At 33.9% G+C, this 17,998-nt stretch carries 17 protein-coding genes; 6 read left to right on the top strand and 11 right to left on the bottom strand.

Going from position 1 to position 17,998, the window contains the following annotated elements; translation table 11 throughout:
- Positions 1–3: 3 nt before the first annotated feature.
- The 3 genes from K6959_RS04280 to mgtE all read right to left on the bottom strand — a co-directional run bounded on the left by K6959_RS04280 (position 4) and on the right by mgtE (position 2,814).
- Positions 4–381, bottom strand: coding sequence for a hypothetical protein (locus K6959_RS04280; RefSeq protein WP_223087746.1), 378 nt, complete (start codon positions 379–381; stop codon positions 4–6).
- On the bottom strand, positions 356–1,126 hold the full coding sequence (locus tag K6959_RS04275) for an ABC transporter ATP-binding protein (protein ID WP_223087744.1): 771 nt from the start codon (positions 1,124–1,126) through the stop codon (positions 356–358). The genes K6959_RS04280 and K6959_RS04275 overlap by 26 nt, the downstream gene beginning before the upstream one ends.
- 311 nt (positions 1,127–1,437) lie before the next feature.
- Positions 1,438–2,814 carry a magnesium transporter gene (gene mgtE / locus K6959_RS04270; RefSeq protein ID WP_223087742.1) on the bottom strand — a complete coding sequence of 459 codons (1,377 nt, stop codon included), beginning with the start codon at positions 2,812–2,814 and terminating at the stop codon, positions 1,438–1,440.
- Between the two features lie 370 nt (positions 2,815–3,184).
- Here mgtE and prpE point away from each other — a divergent pair, with 370 nt between their 5' ends.
- Positions 3,185–3,925 (top strand): bis(5'-nucleosyl)-tetraphosphatase PrpE, encoded by a 741-nt coding sequence (prpE, locus tag K6959_RS04265; RefSeq protein WP_223087741.1) that lies wholly within the window; start codon positions 3,185–3,187, stop codon positions 3,923–3,925.
- A gap of 246 nt (positions 3,926–4,171) precedes the next feature.
- Here prpE and K6959_RS04260 read toward each other — a convergent pair whose 3' ends face one another.
- Entirely contained in the window at positions 4,172–4,795 is a 624-nt protein-coding gene (locus tag K6959_RS04260) for a hypothetical protein (protein WP_223087739.1), read from the bottom strand.
- A 93-nt stretch (positions 4,796–4,888) separates the two neighbouring features.
- The gene (locus K6959_RS04255) at positions 4,889–5,320 is read right to left on the bottom strand and encodes a hypothetical protein (protein ID WP_223087738.1); all 432 of its coding nucleotides are present in this window, start codon (positions 5,318–5,320) and stop codon (positions 4,889–4,891) included.
- Positions 5,321–5,485: 165 nt separating this feature from the next.
- Here K6959_RS04255 and K6959_RS04250 point away from each other — a divergent pair, with 165 nt between their 5' ends.
- The 4 genes from K6959_RS04250 to K6959_RS04235 all read left to right on the top strand — a co-directional run bounded on the left by K6959_RS04250 (position 5,486) and on the right by K6959_RS04235 (position 9,477).
- Positions 5,486–6,367: a glycosyltransferase gene (locus K6959_RS04250; protein ID WP_163240548.1), complete on the top strand. Its 882-nt coding sequence runs from the start codon at positions 5,486–5,488 to the stop codon at positions 6,365–6,367.
- Between the two features lie 219 nt (positions 6,368–6,586).
- The gene (locus tag K6959_RS04245) at positions 6,587–7,843 is read left to right on the top strand and encodes a nucleotide sugar dehydrogenase (RefSeq protein ID WP_223087736.1); all 1,257 of its coding nucleotides are present in this window, start codon (positions 6,587–6,589) and stop codon (positions 7,841–7,843) included.
- Positions 7,844–7,863: 20 nt separating this feature from the next.
- Complete coding sequence (locus tag K6959_RS04240; RefSeq protein WP_223087734.1) at positions 7,864–8,352, top strand: CgeB family protein; 489 nt, start codon at positions 7,864–7,866, stop codon at positions 8,350–8,352.
- Between the two features lie 51 nt (positions 8,353–8,403).
- Positions 8,404–9,477 carry a glycosyltransferase family protein gene (locus K6959_RS04235; RefSeq protein WP_223087732.1) on the top strand — a complete coding sequence of 358 codons (1,074 nt, stop codon included), beginning with the start codon at positions 8,404–8,406 and terminating at the stop codon, positions 9,475–9,477.
- A 189-nt stretch (positions 9,478–9,666) separates the two neighbouring features.
- On the opposite strand, the gene K6959_RS04230 is transcribed toward K6959_RS04235, so the two are convergent.
- Both K6959_RS04230 and K6959_RS04225 read right to left on the bottom strand, forming a co-directional pair.
- The gene (locus K6959_RS04230; protein ID WP_223087731.1) at positions 9,667–11,424 is read right to left on the bottom strand and encodes a hypothetical protein; all 1,758 of its coding nucleotides are present in this window, start codon (positions 11,422–11,424) and stop codon (positions 9,667–9,669) included.
- Positions 11,425–11,451: 27 nt separating this feature from the next.
- Positions 11,452–13,296, bottom strand: coding sequence for a heparinase II/III domain-containing protein (locus K6959_RS04225; RefSeq protein ID WP_223087729.1), 1,845 nt, complete (start codon positions 13,294–13,296; stop codon positions 11,452–11,454).
- 429 nt (positions 13,297–13,725) lie between these two features.
- On the opposite strand from K6959_RS04225, the gene K6959_RS04220 reads away from it, so the two are divergent.
- A complete protein-coding gene (locus K6959_RS04220; RefSeq protein WP_223087728.1) occupies positions 13,726–14,427 on the top strand; it encodes a galactosyltransferase-related protein in 702 nt (233 codons plus the stop codon).
- A 38-nt stretch (positions 14,428–14,465) separates the two neighbouring features.
- Here the strand turns inward: K6959_RS04220 and K6959_RS04215 are convergent, their stop codons facing one another.
- The 4 genes from K6959_RS04215 to K6959_RS04200 all read right to left on the bottom strand — a co-directional run bounded on the left by K6959_RS04215 (position 14,466) and on the right by K6959_RS04200 (position 17,630).
- Complete coding sequence (locus K6959_RS04215; RefSeq protein WP_262421891.1) at positions 14,466–14,933, bottom strand: M67 family metallopeptidase; 468 nt, start codon at positions 14,931–14,933, stop codon at positions 14,466–14,468.
- Positions 14,934–15,025: 92 nt separating this feature from the next.
- Complete coding sequence (locus K6959_RS04210; protein ID WP_223087726.1) at positions 15,026–15,586, bottom strand: hypothetical protein; 561 nt, start codon at positions 15,584–15,586, stop codon at positions 15,026–15,028.
- Entirely contained in the window at positions 15,559–16,335 is a 777-nt protein-coding gene (locus tag K6959_RS04205; RefSeq protein WP_223087725.1) for a hypothetical protein, read from the bottom strand. Before K6959_RS04205 ends, K6959_RS04210 begins: the two co-directional genes overlap by 28 nt.
- Positions 16,336–16,472: 137 nt before the next feature.
- The gene (locus K6959_RS04200; protein WP_223087723.1) at positions 16,473–17,630 is read right to left on the bottom strand and encodes a BMQ_0737 family morphogenetic spore coat protein; all 1,158 of its coding nucleotides are present in this window, start codon (positions 17,628–17,630) and stop codon (positions 16,473–16,475) included.
- Between the last annotated feature and the right edge of the window lie 368 nt (positions 17,631–17,998).

Here is a 17,998-nt window from a genome sequence, read left to right as displayed (position 1 = left end):
GTCCTAATAACCACCCCGGTAATAATTGAGCTTAAAAACGATCACACAACTCTCAATTATCACGATGTTCAAAAATTGTTGCTTCGTCATACCGTGAATAAATAAAACAGCAAATTCATGCTGTCTTGCCTGTAAAAACGTACCCATTGAATAAAAGACGAACAAAATCGCAAACATAAATAAAATCACTTGCGCTGCTTTCATTCCACTTGCTGCAACTACATACAATGATCCAGACCCTTCTACTTGAATATCAGGATGGAATGTAAATAAAGCATAAACAAAAAAAATAAAAATACTAAATGTGCTAGAAAAAAAGAACGGGGCAAAAACAGGAAAGTTTCGAGTTGCATTTTTAAAAGCGAGCTTGCGAAACGTCAATTGTTTCACCGCCTAAAAAGGACAATACGTCTAAAATGCTCTGATAAAAAACTGAACGTCTTTCCCCGCGAACTAGTTCATTATATATTTCGCCATCTTTTATAAATAACACTCGACTGCAATAACTTGCGGCAACGGGATCATGAGTTACCATCATAATTGAAGTTTCATCCTCACGATTTAATTGTTCGATCGTTTCCATCACATCTTTAGATGCTTTTGAATCAAGGCTTCCAGTTGGCTCATCAGCCAATAAAACTTTCGGTGAATGAATCATTGCTCTTGCAATGGCTGCTCGCTGCTTTTGCCCGCCTGACACTTCATGTATTCTTTTGTCAAGAATTTTATCAATGCCGAGTCTTTTTGAAGTGAAGGCAAGTTTTTGTTCGATCTCAGTAATATTTACTCCTTCAAGAACGAGCGGAATCACGATATTTTCTCCTATCGTTAATGTCTCAAGTAAATGGAAATCTTGAAACACAAAGCCTAAGTTCCTTCGACGAAATATTGCCAATTCACTTTTTTTCAGCTGCTGCGGGTTTTGACCATCGATTAAAATGGTACCCCTCGTTGGAGTATCAATTGTAGAAACTAAATTTAATAATGTTGTTTTTCCACTTCCAGACGGTTCCATAATACTGATAAACTCACCCTTATCCATATTAAATGATACTTCCTTTAAGGCTTCACAGTTGACTGTTCCTTGATACACTTTTTTAACATGATCTATCTTTATAAAAGGCATGTGATAAAATTCCTTTCTACCTTTAATTCACAATTGCAAAATACACTCCTATAGAAACAATGATGAAAAAGAATAATCCAAAGACAACATTTATAAACTTATGGCTCATCTGATTCACCTGCTTTTCATTATTTTCTTATCTTTATTTTAAATAAATGAGCCATATTCATAAATCGTTTTCACTTACAGGTAGCTTACAATTTTGTAAGATTCATTTTTAATGAAATAGAGACTTAAAAGGAAGCCCAAATTGCAGACAATAGGCGACCGCATTATTTTCTGCAAAACACCTTTTGTCTACAATCTGAAAATTAACTTGTTAAATGTTGAATAAATAGTGTAGCCATTTGAAAATAAATAAAAATACTAATAAGATCATTCACAGTAGTAATAAAAGGACCAGAAGCAACTGCAGGGTCAATGTTAAGCTTATGCATTAACAGGGGAACAAAAGCACCAGCTAGAGTAGCGACGAACAATGCAGCCAAGATTGAAAAACCAACTAAAAGACCGAGAAAAATATCTCCGAGCCAAACATAAATGATAATTGTCACTAATATTCCACAAGTAGTCCCTGTTATGAGCCCTGTTCCTGCTTCTCGCAATATAAGCTGTCTTTTACTTTCCTTTTGTAAATCTCCAGTGGCAATTCCTCTTACAGCAACAGCTAGAGCTTGAGTACCCGTGTTTCCTGCCATCCCAGCTATTAGTGGGATAAATACAGCTAGTATGGCTACTTGATTTAATGTTTCTTCAAATCGACCGATTAAGTTCGCAGTTAACATTCCAAGGAATAGTAAAATAATTAACCATGGAAGACGCTTTTTTGCTGCCGAAAACGGATTTTTATCAAACGTATCCATATCTGAAACTGCTGCAAGTTTTGAATAGTCATCAGATGCTTCTTCCTCCATAACATCGATAATATCATCAACCGTAATGATCCCTAGCAAATGATTTTGAAAATCGACAACCGGTAAAGCGAGAAAGTTATAATCCCGCATTTTTCTTGCCACTTCTTCTTGATCTTCACTGACAGATACAGATAAAACACGCTCATTCATCATTTTGTATATCATCATTTCATCATCATTAATAATTAAATCACGTAGTGATATAACCCCGACAAGCTGTTTATGATCATTCATAACATACACATAATAAATCGTTTCTGCCCGCGCTGCTTCATTTTTTAAAATAACCATAGCGGAACGGACTGTCTGGTTTGCTAAAATAGCAATAAACTCCGTCGTCATAATACTTCCCGCTGTCGACTCCTCGTAATGAAGTAAACCTTTAATTTCATCTGCCGCTTCTTTATCCATGATTGTTAAATAACTGACAACTTGATCTTTATCAAGTTCATTTAACACATCGACCGCATCATCAGTGTACATGTTAGCAAGCATGTCAGCAGCATAGTGAGGGAGCATTTCTGATAATATTTTTTGATAGTTTTCCTCTTCAATTTCAATATTTTCAAATACAGCCGCCATTTCCTTCGGGGAAAGATAGTGATACATTTTGGTGCGCATTTTTTCATCCATTTCTTCATAAAAATTTGCTTGATCATATGGATGCATTTGCAAAAATTCATCCCGAAACAAATCAATGTTTTCTTCTTTTAATGTTTGAACTAAAAGGCCTGTCTTTACATCGGTTTCTTGTTCATTAGCGAAGCCAGTCATAAAAGATTTACCTCCTCTCATCGTAAATGAATCCATATAATTATCGTATCAAAACAGCGCCAGTTTGTCGTTACAAGCTGACTCATTTGTAAACAATTACATGATTAAAATACATTCATTTGTCAACATTATCAGTTAACTTATAGCAATAGTCATTTATCGTTCGTATAATACTTTTTAGCCTAAGGCTATGTTATGTTACTTTATTAATTTATTGACTCATTTCCCCTGCAATATGAATTGAAGAAGAAGGGAGCTTCTCTCTCGTTTCATCCCGTCTAAGAAGGCGTGTACAACAGACTTACATGAATAAGTCTCTAAAATAACAACAATATTGTTTATCGGAGCATTTTAGGGAGGCATTAAAATAATGAAACTAGATATTATTGGTGATATACATGGCTGCTATTATGAATTTGTTCACCTGACAAAAAAGCTCGGCTATCAATGGGATAAAGGCTTTCCAATGCATAATGAAAATCGGCAGCTTGCCTTTATTGGTGATTTAACTGATCGGGGACGAGAATCTTTAAAAGTAATTGAAATTGTCTACCTTCTCGTTATTAAGCTGAAACAGGCGTACTATGTCCCTGGTAACCATTGTAACAAATTATATCGATTCTTCTTAGGAAGGAATGTGCAAATTGCCCACGGATTAGAAACAACTGTAGCTGAGAATCAAGTACTTAATGAGCAGTCACGAAAAGTGATTAGACAGAAGTTTATTGAACTTTACGAAAAAGCACCTTTATACAATATTTTAGATCATGACGGACTTATTATCGCTCATGCTGGTATTCGCCAAGCTGACATTGGAAAAGTAAATCGAAAGGTAAAAACATTTGTTCTTTACGGAGATATTACTGGGGAAAAACATCCAGATGGATCACCCGTTCGCCGTGATTGGGCGAAACATTATCACGGGAGTGCCCTCATTGTTTATGGGCATACACCTGTTAAAGAAGTGCGAAAAATAAACAATACTTTTAATATCGATACAGGTGCTGTTTTTGGAGGAAAATTATCGGCATTAAGATATCCTGAATTAACAATCGTAGATGTTCCCTCTACCATGCCTTTCGTTCCAGAAAAAATTACAACATTTGATTAGAAAATGGCGTGGCTGTCTTTTAAAAGCTGTTAGAACCCCCAAGACCTTGGGGGTCTAAGACTGTTACTGAAACCCCCTTTATTCGTTGTAAGCTCATGAACTATATGTTCTCTTCACTACCCTCTTAACTATCAGACCTTTTCAACAAGTGGAAAATCGATTCAACAATATCAATTTTGTCTACACAAGATCTTAGGGGACTTCTTCTAATAAATAATAAAGTTAAAACCTTTTGCTTGCTCATGCTTAAAACGAAAAAACGATGCGATTGCTTGCAGGAAAACGCAAGTTTTGCTCTTGGAAATAAACAAAACCTTCAACAGTAATCGTACCTTTTTCTTGTAATTTATCAATCGAAAGCTGAAATTGGCGCAAAGCTTCTGTTTCCTTTGGCATTATGCGCACATCATTAATAGGGCGAATCCAATATTCGCCTGTTTCAAATGCCTTTGTTAACCAATCTTCCCCAACATATTGCCATCCTTGAGCACCTCCGGTTCCTTGCACTGCTAATATTTCAGTCATTTCTGGAGGCAATATTTGACCGCCTAACTCAACTTTATCACTTGGATTTATCCGTAAACAGATGAATGGATTCTTTAAGGCGGTATTTCCTATGTTTTTAATTAATAAATTTCCAATGATTATAAAATGATCAAAATTTGAGTTTGGCATGACCGTATAATCAAAAATGACTTCGGCTTGTAACATTTTTGCTTGTTCTAATTTTCGGCTCGCAGTATTTTCAGCACTTTTTTCTAGCTTCCTTTTTCTTTTTTGCGGCGGAGCTGATAGCAAATTATTAAGAAGATCAAGAGACATGCACGAAATGATTGCTGTTTCATTTCCCTTTAATAAATAGCGAATCACTCCATTGGCTAACCGAAGCGCAATATTTTCTTCATTTTCAGTTTCTGTATAACAAACATGTAAGTACGGGATCGGTTCATCATTATTTTTGCTCTATTTCAACTCGGATATCGAAATCTTGAAATTCATGTAAAAAAAATAATGATTCACTTCTTTATTTGTAAGCAAATTATTATGAGTAATTGTTAGTTGTAAATCTGTACTCCTTTTCAAACGATTTGTGCATTGAAAATCAATGATTAAATCTTCATGATTTAAAGTTTTTGAACCTGCTTGAAAATCAACCACTTGCAATCCCGTATACGATAAACATGACTTTAGCATTGAATTAAATTGGGTGTAATGATTATTTACTTTTAAGATGACTTTTTTATTTTTTAAATATGAATGTAATAATAACTTTTTTTCGTTATCCTTTAACTCCGATTGAAACCCTAATTGTTCACTTAATATTTGAAAAGCTGGCAATGCTGAAGATAGAATCGTTCCTTTCAGCTTTCCATGATGATAAAGAGATATATTCATATTCATCACCCTCTTTTCGTGATATTTTTTACTATTTTATGAAGCACTTCCTTACCGCATGAGCAAATGTTTCCTCCATGTGACTTACTTACACGATTTGTTAGTCACGACCTTTCACTCAAATCATATAATTGTATAAAAATATGATTAAAGGGGGTGAAAAGATTGACGCATAAAAAGCCGCAAGTCTCCATTATCTTTCCAGCAAAAAATGAAGGCGAAAATGTGCAATCTACGCTTGACTCCTTATTTAATACAAAAACTAACATTAAATTTGAGACGATTATTGTCGATGACGGTTCGACAGATGGCTGTTGTGATTTCTTGAAAAATAACCCTTGGAAAAATCAAGTGAAATTAGTACGCACGACAGGAGTCGGTGCAGCAAATGCAAGAAATTCAGGCTCAAATATAGCTGAAGGAGAATACCTCATCTTTTGCGATGCACATTTAAACTTTGAAAACTGGTGGATTGACCGGTTATTGCAACCAATTCTTACAGGAAAAACGGATGTTGTTTCACCTGCGATTGCCTCAATAACTGAACCGGATAAAGTCGGTTATGGAATGAGCTTAAATCATCTTCTTAAAGTGTATTGGAATAAAAAAAGAAGTAATTTATTTGAAACCGCTGTGTTGCCAGGGGGCTGTCTACTTATTCCTAAAAAAGTTTTCAACGATGTGGGCGGCTTCGAAAGCGGTTTTAAAACTTGGGGCCATGAAGATGTAGAGCTTTCGATCAAGCTTTGGCTTTTTGGATATCGATGCACGATACAGCCAAACGTTAAAGTATTTCATCTATTTAGAAAATCCCATCCATATCACGTAAGTAACGATGATATATATTATAATTTATTAAGATTAGCATACTCTCACTTTAATCAGATGCGAATTCAAAAATGCAAAAAGCTTATTAAACAAACAAATCCTCTAAAAATTGAAAAGCTAGTCATTCAAGATGGGGTGAAATTACAACGACAACTTTATTTTGAAAAAAGAAAGTTTGATGATAATTGGTACTTTAATAAATTTAACATCCCTTTTTAACAAATATATGGATGCTGTCAATCATCAACGATCATTCGATTCGTTTCCCCCTCTGCCTCTAAAAAGTCATTCTTTACAAAATGGATGACTTTTTCATCTTCATTTCACTTTATCTCATTAGTATAGAAACCTATTTTACAATCACAAGGTTAAACATCTATACCGTTAATCGGTCAACCCCATATAGTAAACTAAAAGCATTAAAAGTGGGGAGAAATAATGAAAATATGTGTTATGGGACTTGGTTATATAGGTTTGCCTACAGCAGTCATGTTTGCAAAGCATGGAGCAAAAGTCCATGGAGTGGATATTAATGAAAATGTAATTAACACTTTAGTAAAAAGAGACATTCATATTCATGAACCAGGTCTACAAGAACTATTGATTGAAGTAATCGATTTAGGAAATTTCACCTTCTCAAGCGCACCTAAACATGCAGATGTATTTATTATTGCAGTTCCAACACCAATCTCTTCAGACAAAAAAGCAGATTTAAGCTTTGTTTTAAATGCAGTAAAAATGATTTTACCTTATTTACAAAAAGGGAATCTTATTGTATTAGAATCAACTGTTCCTCCAGGGACAATTCATGATAAACTCATTCCTGCCCTTAAAAAGACTCCGTTAAAAATCGGCGATGATTTATTCATCTCCCATTCACCTGAACGAGTCTTACCTGGAAATATGTTAACAGAGTTAATCTTAAACGATCGAATTATTGGGGGAATTAATGAAACTTCAAATCAAATGACAGTTCATTTATATAAACATTTTTTGAAAGGTAAACTTCACGTAACAGATTCAAAAACAGCAGAATTAGTGAAGTTAATTGAAAACACTTATCGGGATGTCAATATTGCACTTGCAAATGAGTTAGCTGTAATTGGCGAGAAATTAAACATTAATATATGGGAGGCTATTAAACTAGCTAACTGCCACCCAAGAGTCAACCTTCACTCCCCTGGTCCTGGAGTTGGGGGACACTGTATTGCAGTAGATCCTTGGTTTATTATTGAGCAAGTACCGAATGAATCACCCCTCATTTCGTTAGCTCGAAAAATGAATGATTCAATCCCGATGCGAATGACAAAAATGATCGAGGACTCAGTTAAATCAATAAAAAAACCATTAATTTGTATATTAGGTCTTTCCTATAAAGGAAACGTTGATGATATAAGAGAAAGCCCTGCCTTAAGTATTATTTCTAACTTAAAGAAAAAAGGATATCAGCTTAGAGTCTTTGATCCACACGTTAAACTGAGTTTTGAAGATCAAGTTGATCATATTGAAAAGGCAGTCGATTCAGCTGATTGTTTAGTTATCTTAACCGATCATGATGAATTTTCGAAAATTGATTTTAAAGCAATAAAAAACAAGCTGCGAAATCAAATCATTATCGATACACATAACATTTTAAATCATCAATTGCTCAAAAACGAAGGCTTTCACTGTATTCAAATCGGAACACCATTTTAAAAAAAGTTTTATGAAAGGGGATGAAAAGCATTACTCTTTCAATCTCACAATTAAAAGTCGCCTGTATATTAGATGAGTTCTCATATGAATGTTTCAAACATGAATGTAATCTCTTTCAAATTGAACATGGTAACTGGGAAAAACAATTAATCAAAAACCGGCCTCATTTATTATTAGTTGAATCAGCTTGGAGAGGAAACAATGGAAATTGGCAACGTAAAATTGCCAATTATCATGTCGATCAAGAAAATGAAGAATTAAAGCAACTCGTTTCTTGGTGTCGAAAAAATAATATTAAAACTGTTTTTTGGAATAAAGAAGACCCTGTTCATTTTGATTTATATTTTAACTCTGCCAAGCTATTTGATTATATTTTTACAACTGATAAAAATTGCATTGAAAAATACCGAAAAAAGGTTGGACATAACCGAGTATTTACACTTCCTTTTGCAGCACAACCAAAAATTCATCATCCGATAAGAGTAAATGGCTATAAACAAAAAAATTAATTCTTTGCAGGTTCATATTACGGAAACCAGCATAAAGAAAGAAGAATAGAAATGAATAAACTGTTATCCGTTGCCTCTATTTATGGATTAGAAATTTATGATCGAAACTATCATCGTAAAAGCAGCGGATTTAAATACCCCGTCTCTTTTCAAAAATATATTGTTGGTTCACTCCCTTATGATCAACTCGTCCAACAATATAAAAAATATAAAATCGGCCTTAACGTTAATTCAGTAAAAAACTCTCCAACAATGTGCTCACGTCGAATATATGAGCTGTTAGCCTCAGGTGTGATGGTCGTTAGCACACATTCAGCGGCTGTTGAGCAAATGTTTAAAAATATTGTCCAAATTGTACCTGATTATAAAACGATGAAAACTAGTTTAAAGTTTACTTTAAATCATGATGATTGGAGAGTGAAGAAAGAATTAGAAGGACAGCGTCTTATCTTTTCCAGTCATACGTATGCACATCGCCTATATACAATTGCAAAAAGTTGCGGTATTCATGTAAAAAAAACATATCAAATAAATGTTCATGTCATTAGTTATGCTCAAAACCGAAAAGATGTTAAAAACATTCTCACTTCATATAAAGCTCAAGATTATTCTCATAAAAAATTAACGATCTTTTTAAGTAAACATTTTAGTAAAAAAGAGCAAGCCGCACTAAAAAAAATCGATCATGTGAATTTTATCCCAGTTAATCATGTTAAAATAAACCTAGCAAACATCATTCGTAATACAGATTATGTATCTTACTTTAATCCTAAACATTATTATGGACGATACTTTTTAACCGACCTAGTTTGGGGGTCGATTTATTCAGGTGCTAAAATTATTGGTAAAGGCAGCTATTACAAATATTTACGTGATCACAAATTGCGCTTAATCAACAACAGCGATGAATACACATATACATCGAAAGTGTTGAATGATGGATGTATCGTTCATAAAAGTGTGATCAACAGCTCCGATATCATGTTATGTGATTTAATGATACAAAATGTGTTCTTAAAAAAGGTTCAAGCACAGCAGAAGTTTTCTATTAATGCATTTAACTTTGTGTACCATTTTGATGCCTCAACAAAAAATAAAGCACTTATTGCAAAAGTAATAAAGTAAAACATTACTCTTCCTCACTCATTTGGAATGCAGAGACAAAGTCAATAATTGACGCTGCTACTATAGACTTACTGAAAACGTTTGTCAATCGAGGTATGTAGCCTGGGGAAAAAGCAAATAGACCAGTCGTTCATAAGTTGGTTTTAACAGTTATAATTAGTGGGGATGTTCTATTTTCCCCACTAATTTTTACTTTATATGTTGATTCAATGATGAAAGATGTTGTTTAAAACTAGCGAGCCAGACGATTCTTTGAAATAGTGCCTCATAGCGGGGAAAAAGCCCCTTTTTCTTTGCAGTCTGCCAGAAGTGAAGCACTTTTTTTTTGTCAAAGAACTCCTTCCATAACTGAGTAGAGTATAAAATCTCATCTACAAAATGCCGATCATTATTTTGCCATATTCTCATCTTTTTTTCCGCCTTCTCATCACGCTTTTCCTTTTTAATATCGGCTTTATAAAATGGAATAGTCGACCATTTAGGAATTAAATAGTGAATTAATTTTTTATGCAATGTAAAGTTAGCTTTTTCTAAAGGAGTTTGCTTGAAGGCTAATGTAATAAAGCTTGGCGTAGTAAATGGTGTAAATGAATTAAAATGTCCTCCTTTCGGATCCCAACGTCCTACTCGTTCTTTTAAAAAGAAATAGTCAAGTATTTCTAAACCTTTAAGACCTAGTTGCAATGCTTCATTAATGACCTGTCTCACTTCAGCTTTTATATCATGACAAGCTTCTGCTTGATCTAAAGACAAGCTCGAAAGTAATCGCCATTCAGGGCCAACACTTCCTTTTGCAATTATTTTTTTTCGCATTTCTGGATTGGAATAATATTTTCCGATGGCTATTTCTCCGCCTGTACCACCAATTAACACATTGCTAAGTCGGTAAATACTTGCCTTCGTTATCATCCCAGTTTGTTTAACTGGAGTGTAATCACCATCAAAAACAACATGTAGCATAGACAATCTCTCTGCTAACGGGATGGGGTTTTGCTTATGATTTTGATCCTTTTTTTCAATAATATGGTGGCGGTCTTGGAGATTAATTCGCCGTAAAAGTAATTTCGCAATCTCCATTTCTTGTTTTAACGGTCCAATTGTTCTAAAGCTACAATCTATTCCTGATTTAATCATCATAGCTGAAGTCACTCTAGAATCTTTTCCTCCCGAAAGCATTGACGTGACTGGATAATCAAACATATTAAAAAAGGATTTTGTCGTTGTTAAAATACTTTCAACATGCTCTGAAAACGGCTGTTCTTCTCGTTTCCTCGGATTCACCCAAGCATCAAGACTATTTAAATTCAGATTTTTTATTTGTGTTGTTTGATTATTTTTTAAGATGATCGAGCGGCCAGGCTGTACACGATATGAACCTTTTATAGAAGAAGAATTCCCCATAAACCATCCAGCTTGCGCAAAAATATGCCACCCTCTCTTATCCATTACTGCTCTTTCCTTCGCAAAAAGGTAAAGCGCAGAAACTTTATTAGAAAAAAAATAGCCACTATCCGTTTTTAAACAATACAATTTTGCCATTCCGAGACCATCATTGAAAATTTTTAATTCCTGTCTCTTCTTATCTAAATATGAAAAAATTAACGGAGGAGTAAATTGATTAAACCGTGCGGGATTTCTATTTAATACTTCAACTAATTGAAAAGGTGCAGTTGCCTCGTTTTTATGTTTGACGATTTGTTCCCATCCTGATGGTGCATAAATTGTACAAATAGACCTATCACCATTTTCTTTCCATGCCGGAAAAGAGTAATGTTTTAAAGTTGGCTGCCAAAATATTAAGCCGATATGATCTAAACTTGAATAACCCTTTATTAGATTTTTTTTGTTAAAATGATGGAAAAAATAATTTTCGATATTTAAAATGCGTTTATTTATTTCTTCTTCACTAATATTTTTAAATAATTGATAAGCTAAAAATATTTGCAAATGATCAACTCCTCATGAAATTTCCCTTTAAAAAGGTTTGTAAAAAGATTTCACAAACTCAATGTTGTTTTTTGTTAAACTCTCCAAAAGTGTTTTATTATTGTAATTTTTCTTTGTATCATAATGCTTGCCATTAAAAAAGAGATGCTCATAATAATCTGTCAGCTTACAAAACACTTTAAATCCTTTCCAAGAAAATCTTATTTGATTTAAATTCCACTTAAAATCTTTTATCGTATTTTCATTTTTTAATGAAATATGTGTAACAAACTTTATTTCCTTCCCTTTTCGTTCCAATGTTAATAAATGATTATCAAAAAATTCCCCGTATGTTGGAGATGACCAGCCAAGCAATGGATTTTTCTTTCCTCTTTGAATATTAAATGTTCCCCCGCCTAATTGAGTAATTGATAGCAAAGGTTTAGTTCCTTTTAAGGCGATCACTTTTTCATTTTTCTTGTGTACTTTTAATTGATGATGTAAATTTAAAATAAGCTCACCTGTTGTTTGTTGATTACCTCTAATTAAATCTATGACGAGTAAATCGTAAGGCTTTAAAAAAAACAACATGCGGCGATGAGTTACCCCTTTTGTTAAAGTATGGAACCCCGATGCATAGCCGATATTTTTCGTCGCTAAAAAACTTAAAATTCCTGATTGATTAATATGTTGTCTTTTTAAATCTGTTTCTCTTTTATTTAATCTCACGGTATTGTGACCGTAAGCTGAAACAACATATTTACGTTCGGGCCGATCATATTCATAAGTAAATTTGCCTGCATCTATTAAAAGCGGCATTCCGTGTCCATACAATGTAAATGATAAATCGTCATGATGTTTGTGCACTCTCGAGTGAAAAGCCGAATAAAAAATAATTTGTGTTGTTTCCTCATCGTTTTTCCAATCACTGCGAAAAAAAGCATAGCCTCCATTACGATAAAAAGCATCTAACGGCATATTTGTCATTCCTTTTTGAAAGGAAACAATATTTGCGGATAGTTTCTTAGGCAGTAAATTTAAATATTTTTCAGCAATTTTTTTCGCTGTTTCCGCTTCACTGTCCCCGATTGTAGGGAATTGACCATTAGGGTGAAGCATAGTTAAATAAAACGTAAAAATTTTTTCTATTTTCGTTAAGAGAATTGTACTTTCTGCTTGATTCGTTTGATATAAGATGCGATAAAAGTTTAGTAATCTTTCTAACATTAAATAAATATATTGAGGTGAATGCTCTAAATAAGAGCCGTCGGAAGCAAATATACTATGCACTTGCCGCCAAAATCTTTTTAAAGCGAGGTTTTTCCATTCATTGCTCTTTTGGAGCTTGGTTAAAACATGTGCGGAAATAAATAGAGCGATATCTTGATCTAATCCATGATTGTGCTTTTCTTGATAGAAATTTGGATCTGCTAGTTTTTTCATATGATATTCTGAAATCTTAGACAATCGGTTCAACACTTTACTATTTTTCTTTTCGTGAAAAACAAGATAAAGCTTGACAATATGCAATAATCTTAATGCGGTAGAATGATCATGCCACCCCATTTCAGAAGGAGAAATTGGATGATTTGCTTGAAACCACTTTTCTATTATTTCATATGCTAAGTTTATTTTTTCATCATTTCGATCTACATAATATGAATCAATTAAAAAAGGAACACTTACTAAACAATGGTGCCAAAATAACCACGATCGATCGTGAACCTTCGTTGTCCAGAGCTCATGATCAGCCAGCTTCACTTTGCTATATCTTCCACTAACTAAATAGATCTTATTTTTATAATCAGTAAATATTTCTTCTAATCTTTTTCGGTTGCTAATCTCACTATGAACATCAGGTAAATCTTTTTCATTAAGAACTTGAATCGTCATTTTTTTCTCTCCTTGAAAAGTTCATCGGTTATTCATTTGAAAGCTACATGGTTAAAATGTTTGCTCCGCTTCGTCACATGAAACGTGCGCAAAATCTCTAATTGTACAACAGAAGTTTATATATATTATGACGAACATGTTAATTCGATATTAAAAAGTGACTTTTATTTTGTTGAAATAAGAGATTACTTCATAACGGCAAGATAACAACACATTTTTAAAATATATGATTATCGTCTAAAGTTTTCAAAGAAATAAACATAAATTATAAATAAAGCAAGCTTAGACAAAGTTAATATTTTGTCAGAGAAAACCTTGGGAGCTTGTTAGTTGATGCGCCGAGCAATGAGGCGGAAACGAGTAAGTCGTTCATGAGTTCTTTTAGTCTGATAAATAAAGGAGCTTAGATTATTACAAGGGGGATTTTTCATGGGAAAGATATCTATTTTAATCCCATTCAAATCAGATCATGGTCCGAGAATGAATGCATTTAAATGGGTGAAAGCATTTTATAAAAATACATTTCCAAATGCCGATTTATGTGTAGGTTATAGTGAAACAAAACCTTTTTCAAAATCTCAAGCTGTGAATAACGCGGCTAAAACCGCGGCTGGGGATACTTTTATTATTGTCGATGCAGATATTATTTGCAGCCCTAAAGTGATTAACGATTCAGTTAAACGCTTGAATCATACCCCTTGGATTATTCCATATTCCAAGGTGGCTCATTTAAATAAACATAGGACAGAACGTTTATTACAAACTGATCCAAAATGGCCGCTCGACTTGAATCCAAAAGATAAAATAACAAAAACTAAAAAAAACATGTTGCCCGTTGGTGGCATTAATATTTTATCAAGACCATGTTTTGAAGCAGTAGGCGGATTTGATGAACGATTCATTGGTTGGGGTGGAGAAGATGATGCGTTTGCTGCTTCACTGAATACGATTTGCGGCCATTATACGAGATTACCTCATCTTATTTATCATCTATGGCATCCTGCTTTAAGGGCTGTTGGCAATCGTCATTACAAAGCAAATTACGAACTCGCCCTTCGTTACTGTAAAGCAATTGGAAATAAAATGTTGATGAAAAAAATAATACGCGAAAAAAATAACCTCCTTAAATAGTAAGTATTAAGGGAGATTTATTTTTTATCACTATTTATTTATTCATTAATCACTTTAATTAACAGTGGATATACTGATTTATCTTGTATTCGAAAGCATCTAACAATTGGTTTTTGATTAGCAAGACTAACGATAAAATAGGCCGCCTTAGGATAATGCGCATTTAAAATATCCTCTTTAGAAGGATAAGGAAGTCCTGTTGGATGAGAATGATAAATGCCTGTTAAGCTTTCCTTTCTCTTTTCCATTAATTGAATTGTGTTTGTTATTTGATCAAGATCCATTGCAAATGAGTATGCACTTTTCTCAATATTGTCCATCTTCCAAATCGTTTCGAGCTTACGCTTTCTTCCTGATAATAAGCCGCATGCTTCGTATGGTAACTCATTTTTACAATGCCTGATCATTTCATTCCAAACAGATAATTTTACATAAACATAATCTTTATGCCCTTTTTCCGCAACAGCTTTTATACTTGGGTTTTTGCAGTGTTTTCTTTTTTGCACGTTTTTGTTTTCCGATTGAAACACTTTTAATGTGCTTGTATAGTTGTTGAATTTCATCGCGTGTCATATTTATTTATCCATCTCCTTTTAAATTATGGTTTGTTCAAATATTTAAAGGGGTCAAACATAATCATTTGCGATTGTCCTTGAACAGGAAAAGAGTAATGATTTTTAAAGTCTAAATTTTTCTCATTAGATGTTTGCCGGAACGGTCTTTTGTGTTCATTTGAACGAAGGGGCTCTCTGTTTCTTTTCTTTAATTGATGAATGATTTTTTCCTTTTGTTCAAGCTCCCTTTTAAAATTTTGTTCATTTTCCTCATATTTTTTAATTGTGTCCTCCATTTCATTTCTTTTCGTTTCATAGTAAGCTTCTTTTTCTTTATACGCAGTGAGCACTTCTTTGATTTGCTGTATTTCTGCTTTATATCCACTTTCTAATTGTTTGAAGCTTTTAAAAGTATCGTGAAGTTGATCAATGTGTTTTCTCATTTCCCCTTCTTTGTTCTCATATTCATGAATATTTTGATACATTTCCTCAAACGAACGCTGATAATCTTTTAAATGATCTTGAAAATCTGCAATCACAACATTTAATTGTTGAAAAACTCTCCTCATATTCTTTTTTAAAAATGAGCATTCCATTTTTTCCAAAACACATAAATCCACCTTCCTTTAATATTGATATTCACGTTATTTATTAGTTGTTTGTATTTATCGCCCTGTTTCTCGAGAATATTCAGCTTTTTTTCTAATTTCTTTACCTTATTAATCAATGTTTCTTTTCGTTTTTCAGAAATATTTTCCTCTGTCAGCTTATTCAGCAACTGTCCCGCCATCATAAAAAATAAGCTGATTTGTTCTTCTTTCTGTACTAATGTTGAATACTGTATTTCAGGTAAGATGTTCCTTACTCTTTCACTTTTCGCAGCTCTTGTTGTTTTTAATTGTTTTTTTTTCAACATGATCTCAGCAGCTTTATTCTTTATTTGAAGAGCTGTTGCGAGGCTTTTTACTTGTTTTTCATATAGAAGCTTCCGCTCTTGCAAACGATGAATTTGTTGATCTGATTGCTGAATCTTTTGTTTTTGCTGTAACATGACATGTTGAAATTCATCTTCCTTTTCGTGAAACTTTTTCTTCATGTATACTACCTCTATAAGTAAATCATAAAGCTCGTTTAATGGAGCATTTATTTCACGATGATGAGTTCCGATCATTTTTTCCATATCCTCACACTTTTGAACAAGGGTACTTTTCATTTTGCGTCCTTTGTCTTTTTTCATGATTAACTTATATTTAATCTCATGCAGTAAACGACGAGAATCAACTAAGGTTGTTTCATATTTCAATAGCTTTTCGTTAGCTTCGTTCGTTAAAATAAATAATTTTGCATTCCCCATATCACCTCACCTCCCACAAACACTTTATGATGACGAGATTTTATCGCCCGCCAAACCTATTAAAATTATATGTAAAATGCCCACCATTTGTTATTTAAAAAAGAGGAGAAGAAAATCTCCCCCTCTTTTTCATCATCTTATTCTCCCAGAAGATCTGCAAATGTATCACATTCATCAAAATTAGTTAAGACTCCCTCAGTTACTAAACCACTGTCAAAGACGACTACATTACTTGTGTTGCGAAGAATAAGCTGGAAAGCATCTGCTTCATCGATTGTTAATTCGTAGAATAATTGTTCTGCAGTACCATCAAAGAAGCGAGTTCCCTGTCCAATCGCTGTTAGTGAACCTTCACCACAAACGACTCTGTCGATTGTTGTCGGATCAAACGTGAAGCTAAAGTCAGGTTGTGTCGGCGTTGGTGTTGGATCTGTAAATTCAGTATCTGTAAAGGAATATGTGAACGTGCTGTCGGCTAAAGCACATTCTTGACAAATTTCTGCACGTAAATCCGAAGTCCCTGTTACAATCGTGCCATCCGTTCCGAACGTTGCAAGTGTATCGGCATTTCTTGCTAAAGCTGTTGCCTGACATTCACAGTTATTAGGCGGGGATATATCTGGACATTGCGGCGGGAACTCTAATAAGTTTAGATCACATTGCATCGGCGCTTCAGGAACAGGAATGTTGTTTGGACGAGGGAAGCAGAATTTAGCTAATACTTCAAGTTTTACTGGGAATTCTACTTGAACATCTTTACATAAAGTGACTCTTACTGGAACCATCGGGCCAAACGGATCCGGTCCCATTAAAACGCCCCCATTAGTTTCACAGATTACTTCTGTCACCCTGCAATTAACATTGTCAGCCGTTATCCCTTTTGGAACACATAACATAATTTCATCTCTAAATTGAGTGCGTACTGTAAATGTGCATACAGGCTTACCATTAATTAAAATTGTTACTGTTACTGAAACCGTCCAAACGATTAACACCCGGCCTGGGTTTCCGTTTTCTAATATGGTTACATTACAAATGACATCCTCTGGTCGAGACGGGTTACACTCAACTGTTACTGTGTCCCCTGCCGCTAAAGCAGCACTAACTGCTTGCCCGCATGCTTCATCAGGAATAAAGTTTTTATTTTCATACCGATTCGCGAAGAATACCCAGTCATAAACCTTATCTACCCGGATACATTCTGGCGCTAAGTCGTTTTGATCAAGCGGTGGAGGTGTTGGTGTTGGTGCTAGAGTTGGAAATTGCGAACCCTTAATTGGTTTACGCTTTTTCACGTATATCCTTCCTTTCTTCTCAAATGAATATTTTTATCACACTATATCCTATGGAAAGAATGATATTTGGTATAGGGAAAACACCTAATTCTTAAAATTTTTCTGTCCTACTTTTCTTTTTTAAAAAAAAAAAAATAGACGTTTTTTTAATTCAAAATGGACAAACACTAGTCGAATGACAGTTTATTAACATGTTATTTTTTCATACGATATAACATAACGAGTTAGAAAGGAGGGATTATTAAGCAGTAAACATTTTAATCTCCTTCCTCAAACCAAATGAATATTGAACGTATTTATTGAACATGTGAGTTTTCTAGATTCACATGTTTTTTTATTTTTTAAACTAAAATTTTTTATTTTTAATA

This window comes from Bacillus aquiflavi, assembly GCF_019915265.1.
GTDB classification, from domain to species: Bacteria; Bacillota; Bacilli; order Bacillales; family Cytobacillaceae; genus Bacillus_BT; species Bacillus_BT aquiflavi.
The sequence above is the reverse complement of the archived record's forward strand: the minus strand, read 5'-3'. Positions and strand labels throughout refer to the sequence as shown.

What these genes read in the sequence shown, in the direction of transcription:
- K6959_RS04275 (WP_223087744.1), bottom strand. Translation starts at nt 1,126, where the DNA reads ATGCCTTTTATAAAGATAGATCATGTTAAAAAAGTGTATCAAGGAACA.
- mgtE (WP_223087742.1), bottom strand. Translation starts at nt 2,814, where the DNA reads ATGACTGGCTTCGCTAATGAACAAGAAACCGATGTAAAGACAGGCCTT.
- prpE (WP_223087741.1), top strand. Translation starts at nt 3,185, where the DNA reads ATGAAACTAGATATTATTGGTGATATACATGGCTGCTATTATGAATTT.
- K6959_RS04255 (WP_223087738.1), bottom strand. Translation starts at nt 5,320, where the DNA reads ATGAATATATCTCTTTATCATCATGGAAAGCTGAAAGGAACGATTCTA.
- K6959_RS04245 (WP_223087736.1), top strand. Translation starts at nt 6,587, where the DNA reads ATGAAAATATGTGTTATGGGACTTGGTTATATAGGTTTGCCTACAGCA.
- K6959_RS04240 (WP_223087734.1), top strand. Translation starts at nt 7,864, where the DNA reads ATGAAAAGCATTACTCTTTCAATCTCACAATTAAAAGTCGCCTGTATA.
- K6959_RS04235 (WP_223087732.1), top strand. Translation starts at nt 8,404, where the DNA reads ATGAATAAACTGTTATCCGTTGCCTCTATTTATGGATTAGAAATTTAT.
- K6959_RS04225 (WP_223087729.1), bottom strand. Translation starts at nt 13,296, where the DNA reads ATGACGATTCAAGTTCTTAATGAAAAAGATTTACCTGATGTTCATAGT.
- K6959_RS04220 (WP_223087728.1), top strand. Translation starts at nt 13,726, where the DNA reads ATGGGAAAGATATCTATTTTAATCCCATTCAAATCAGATCATGGTCCG.
- K6959_RS04205 (WP_223087725.1), bottom strand. Translation starts at nt 16,335, where the DNA reads ATGGGGAATGCAAAATTATTTATTTTAACGAACGAAGCTAACGAAAAG.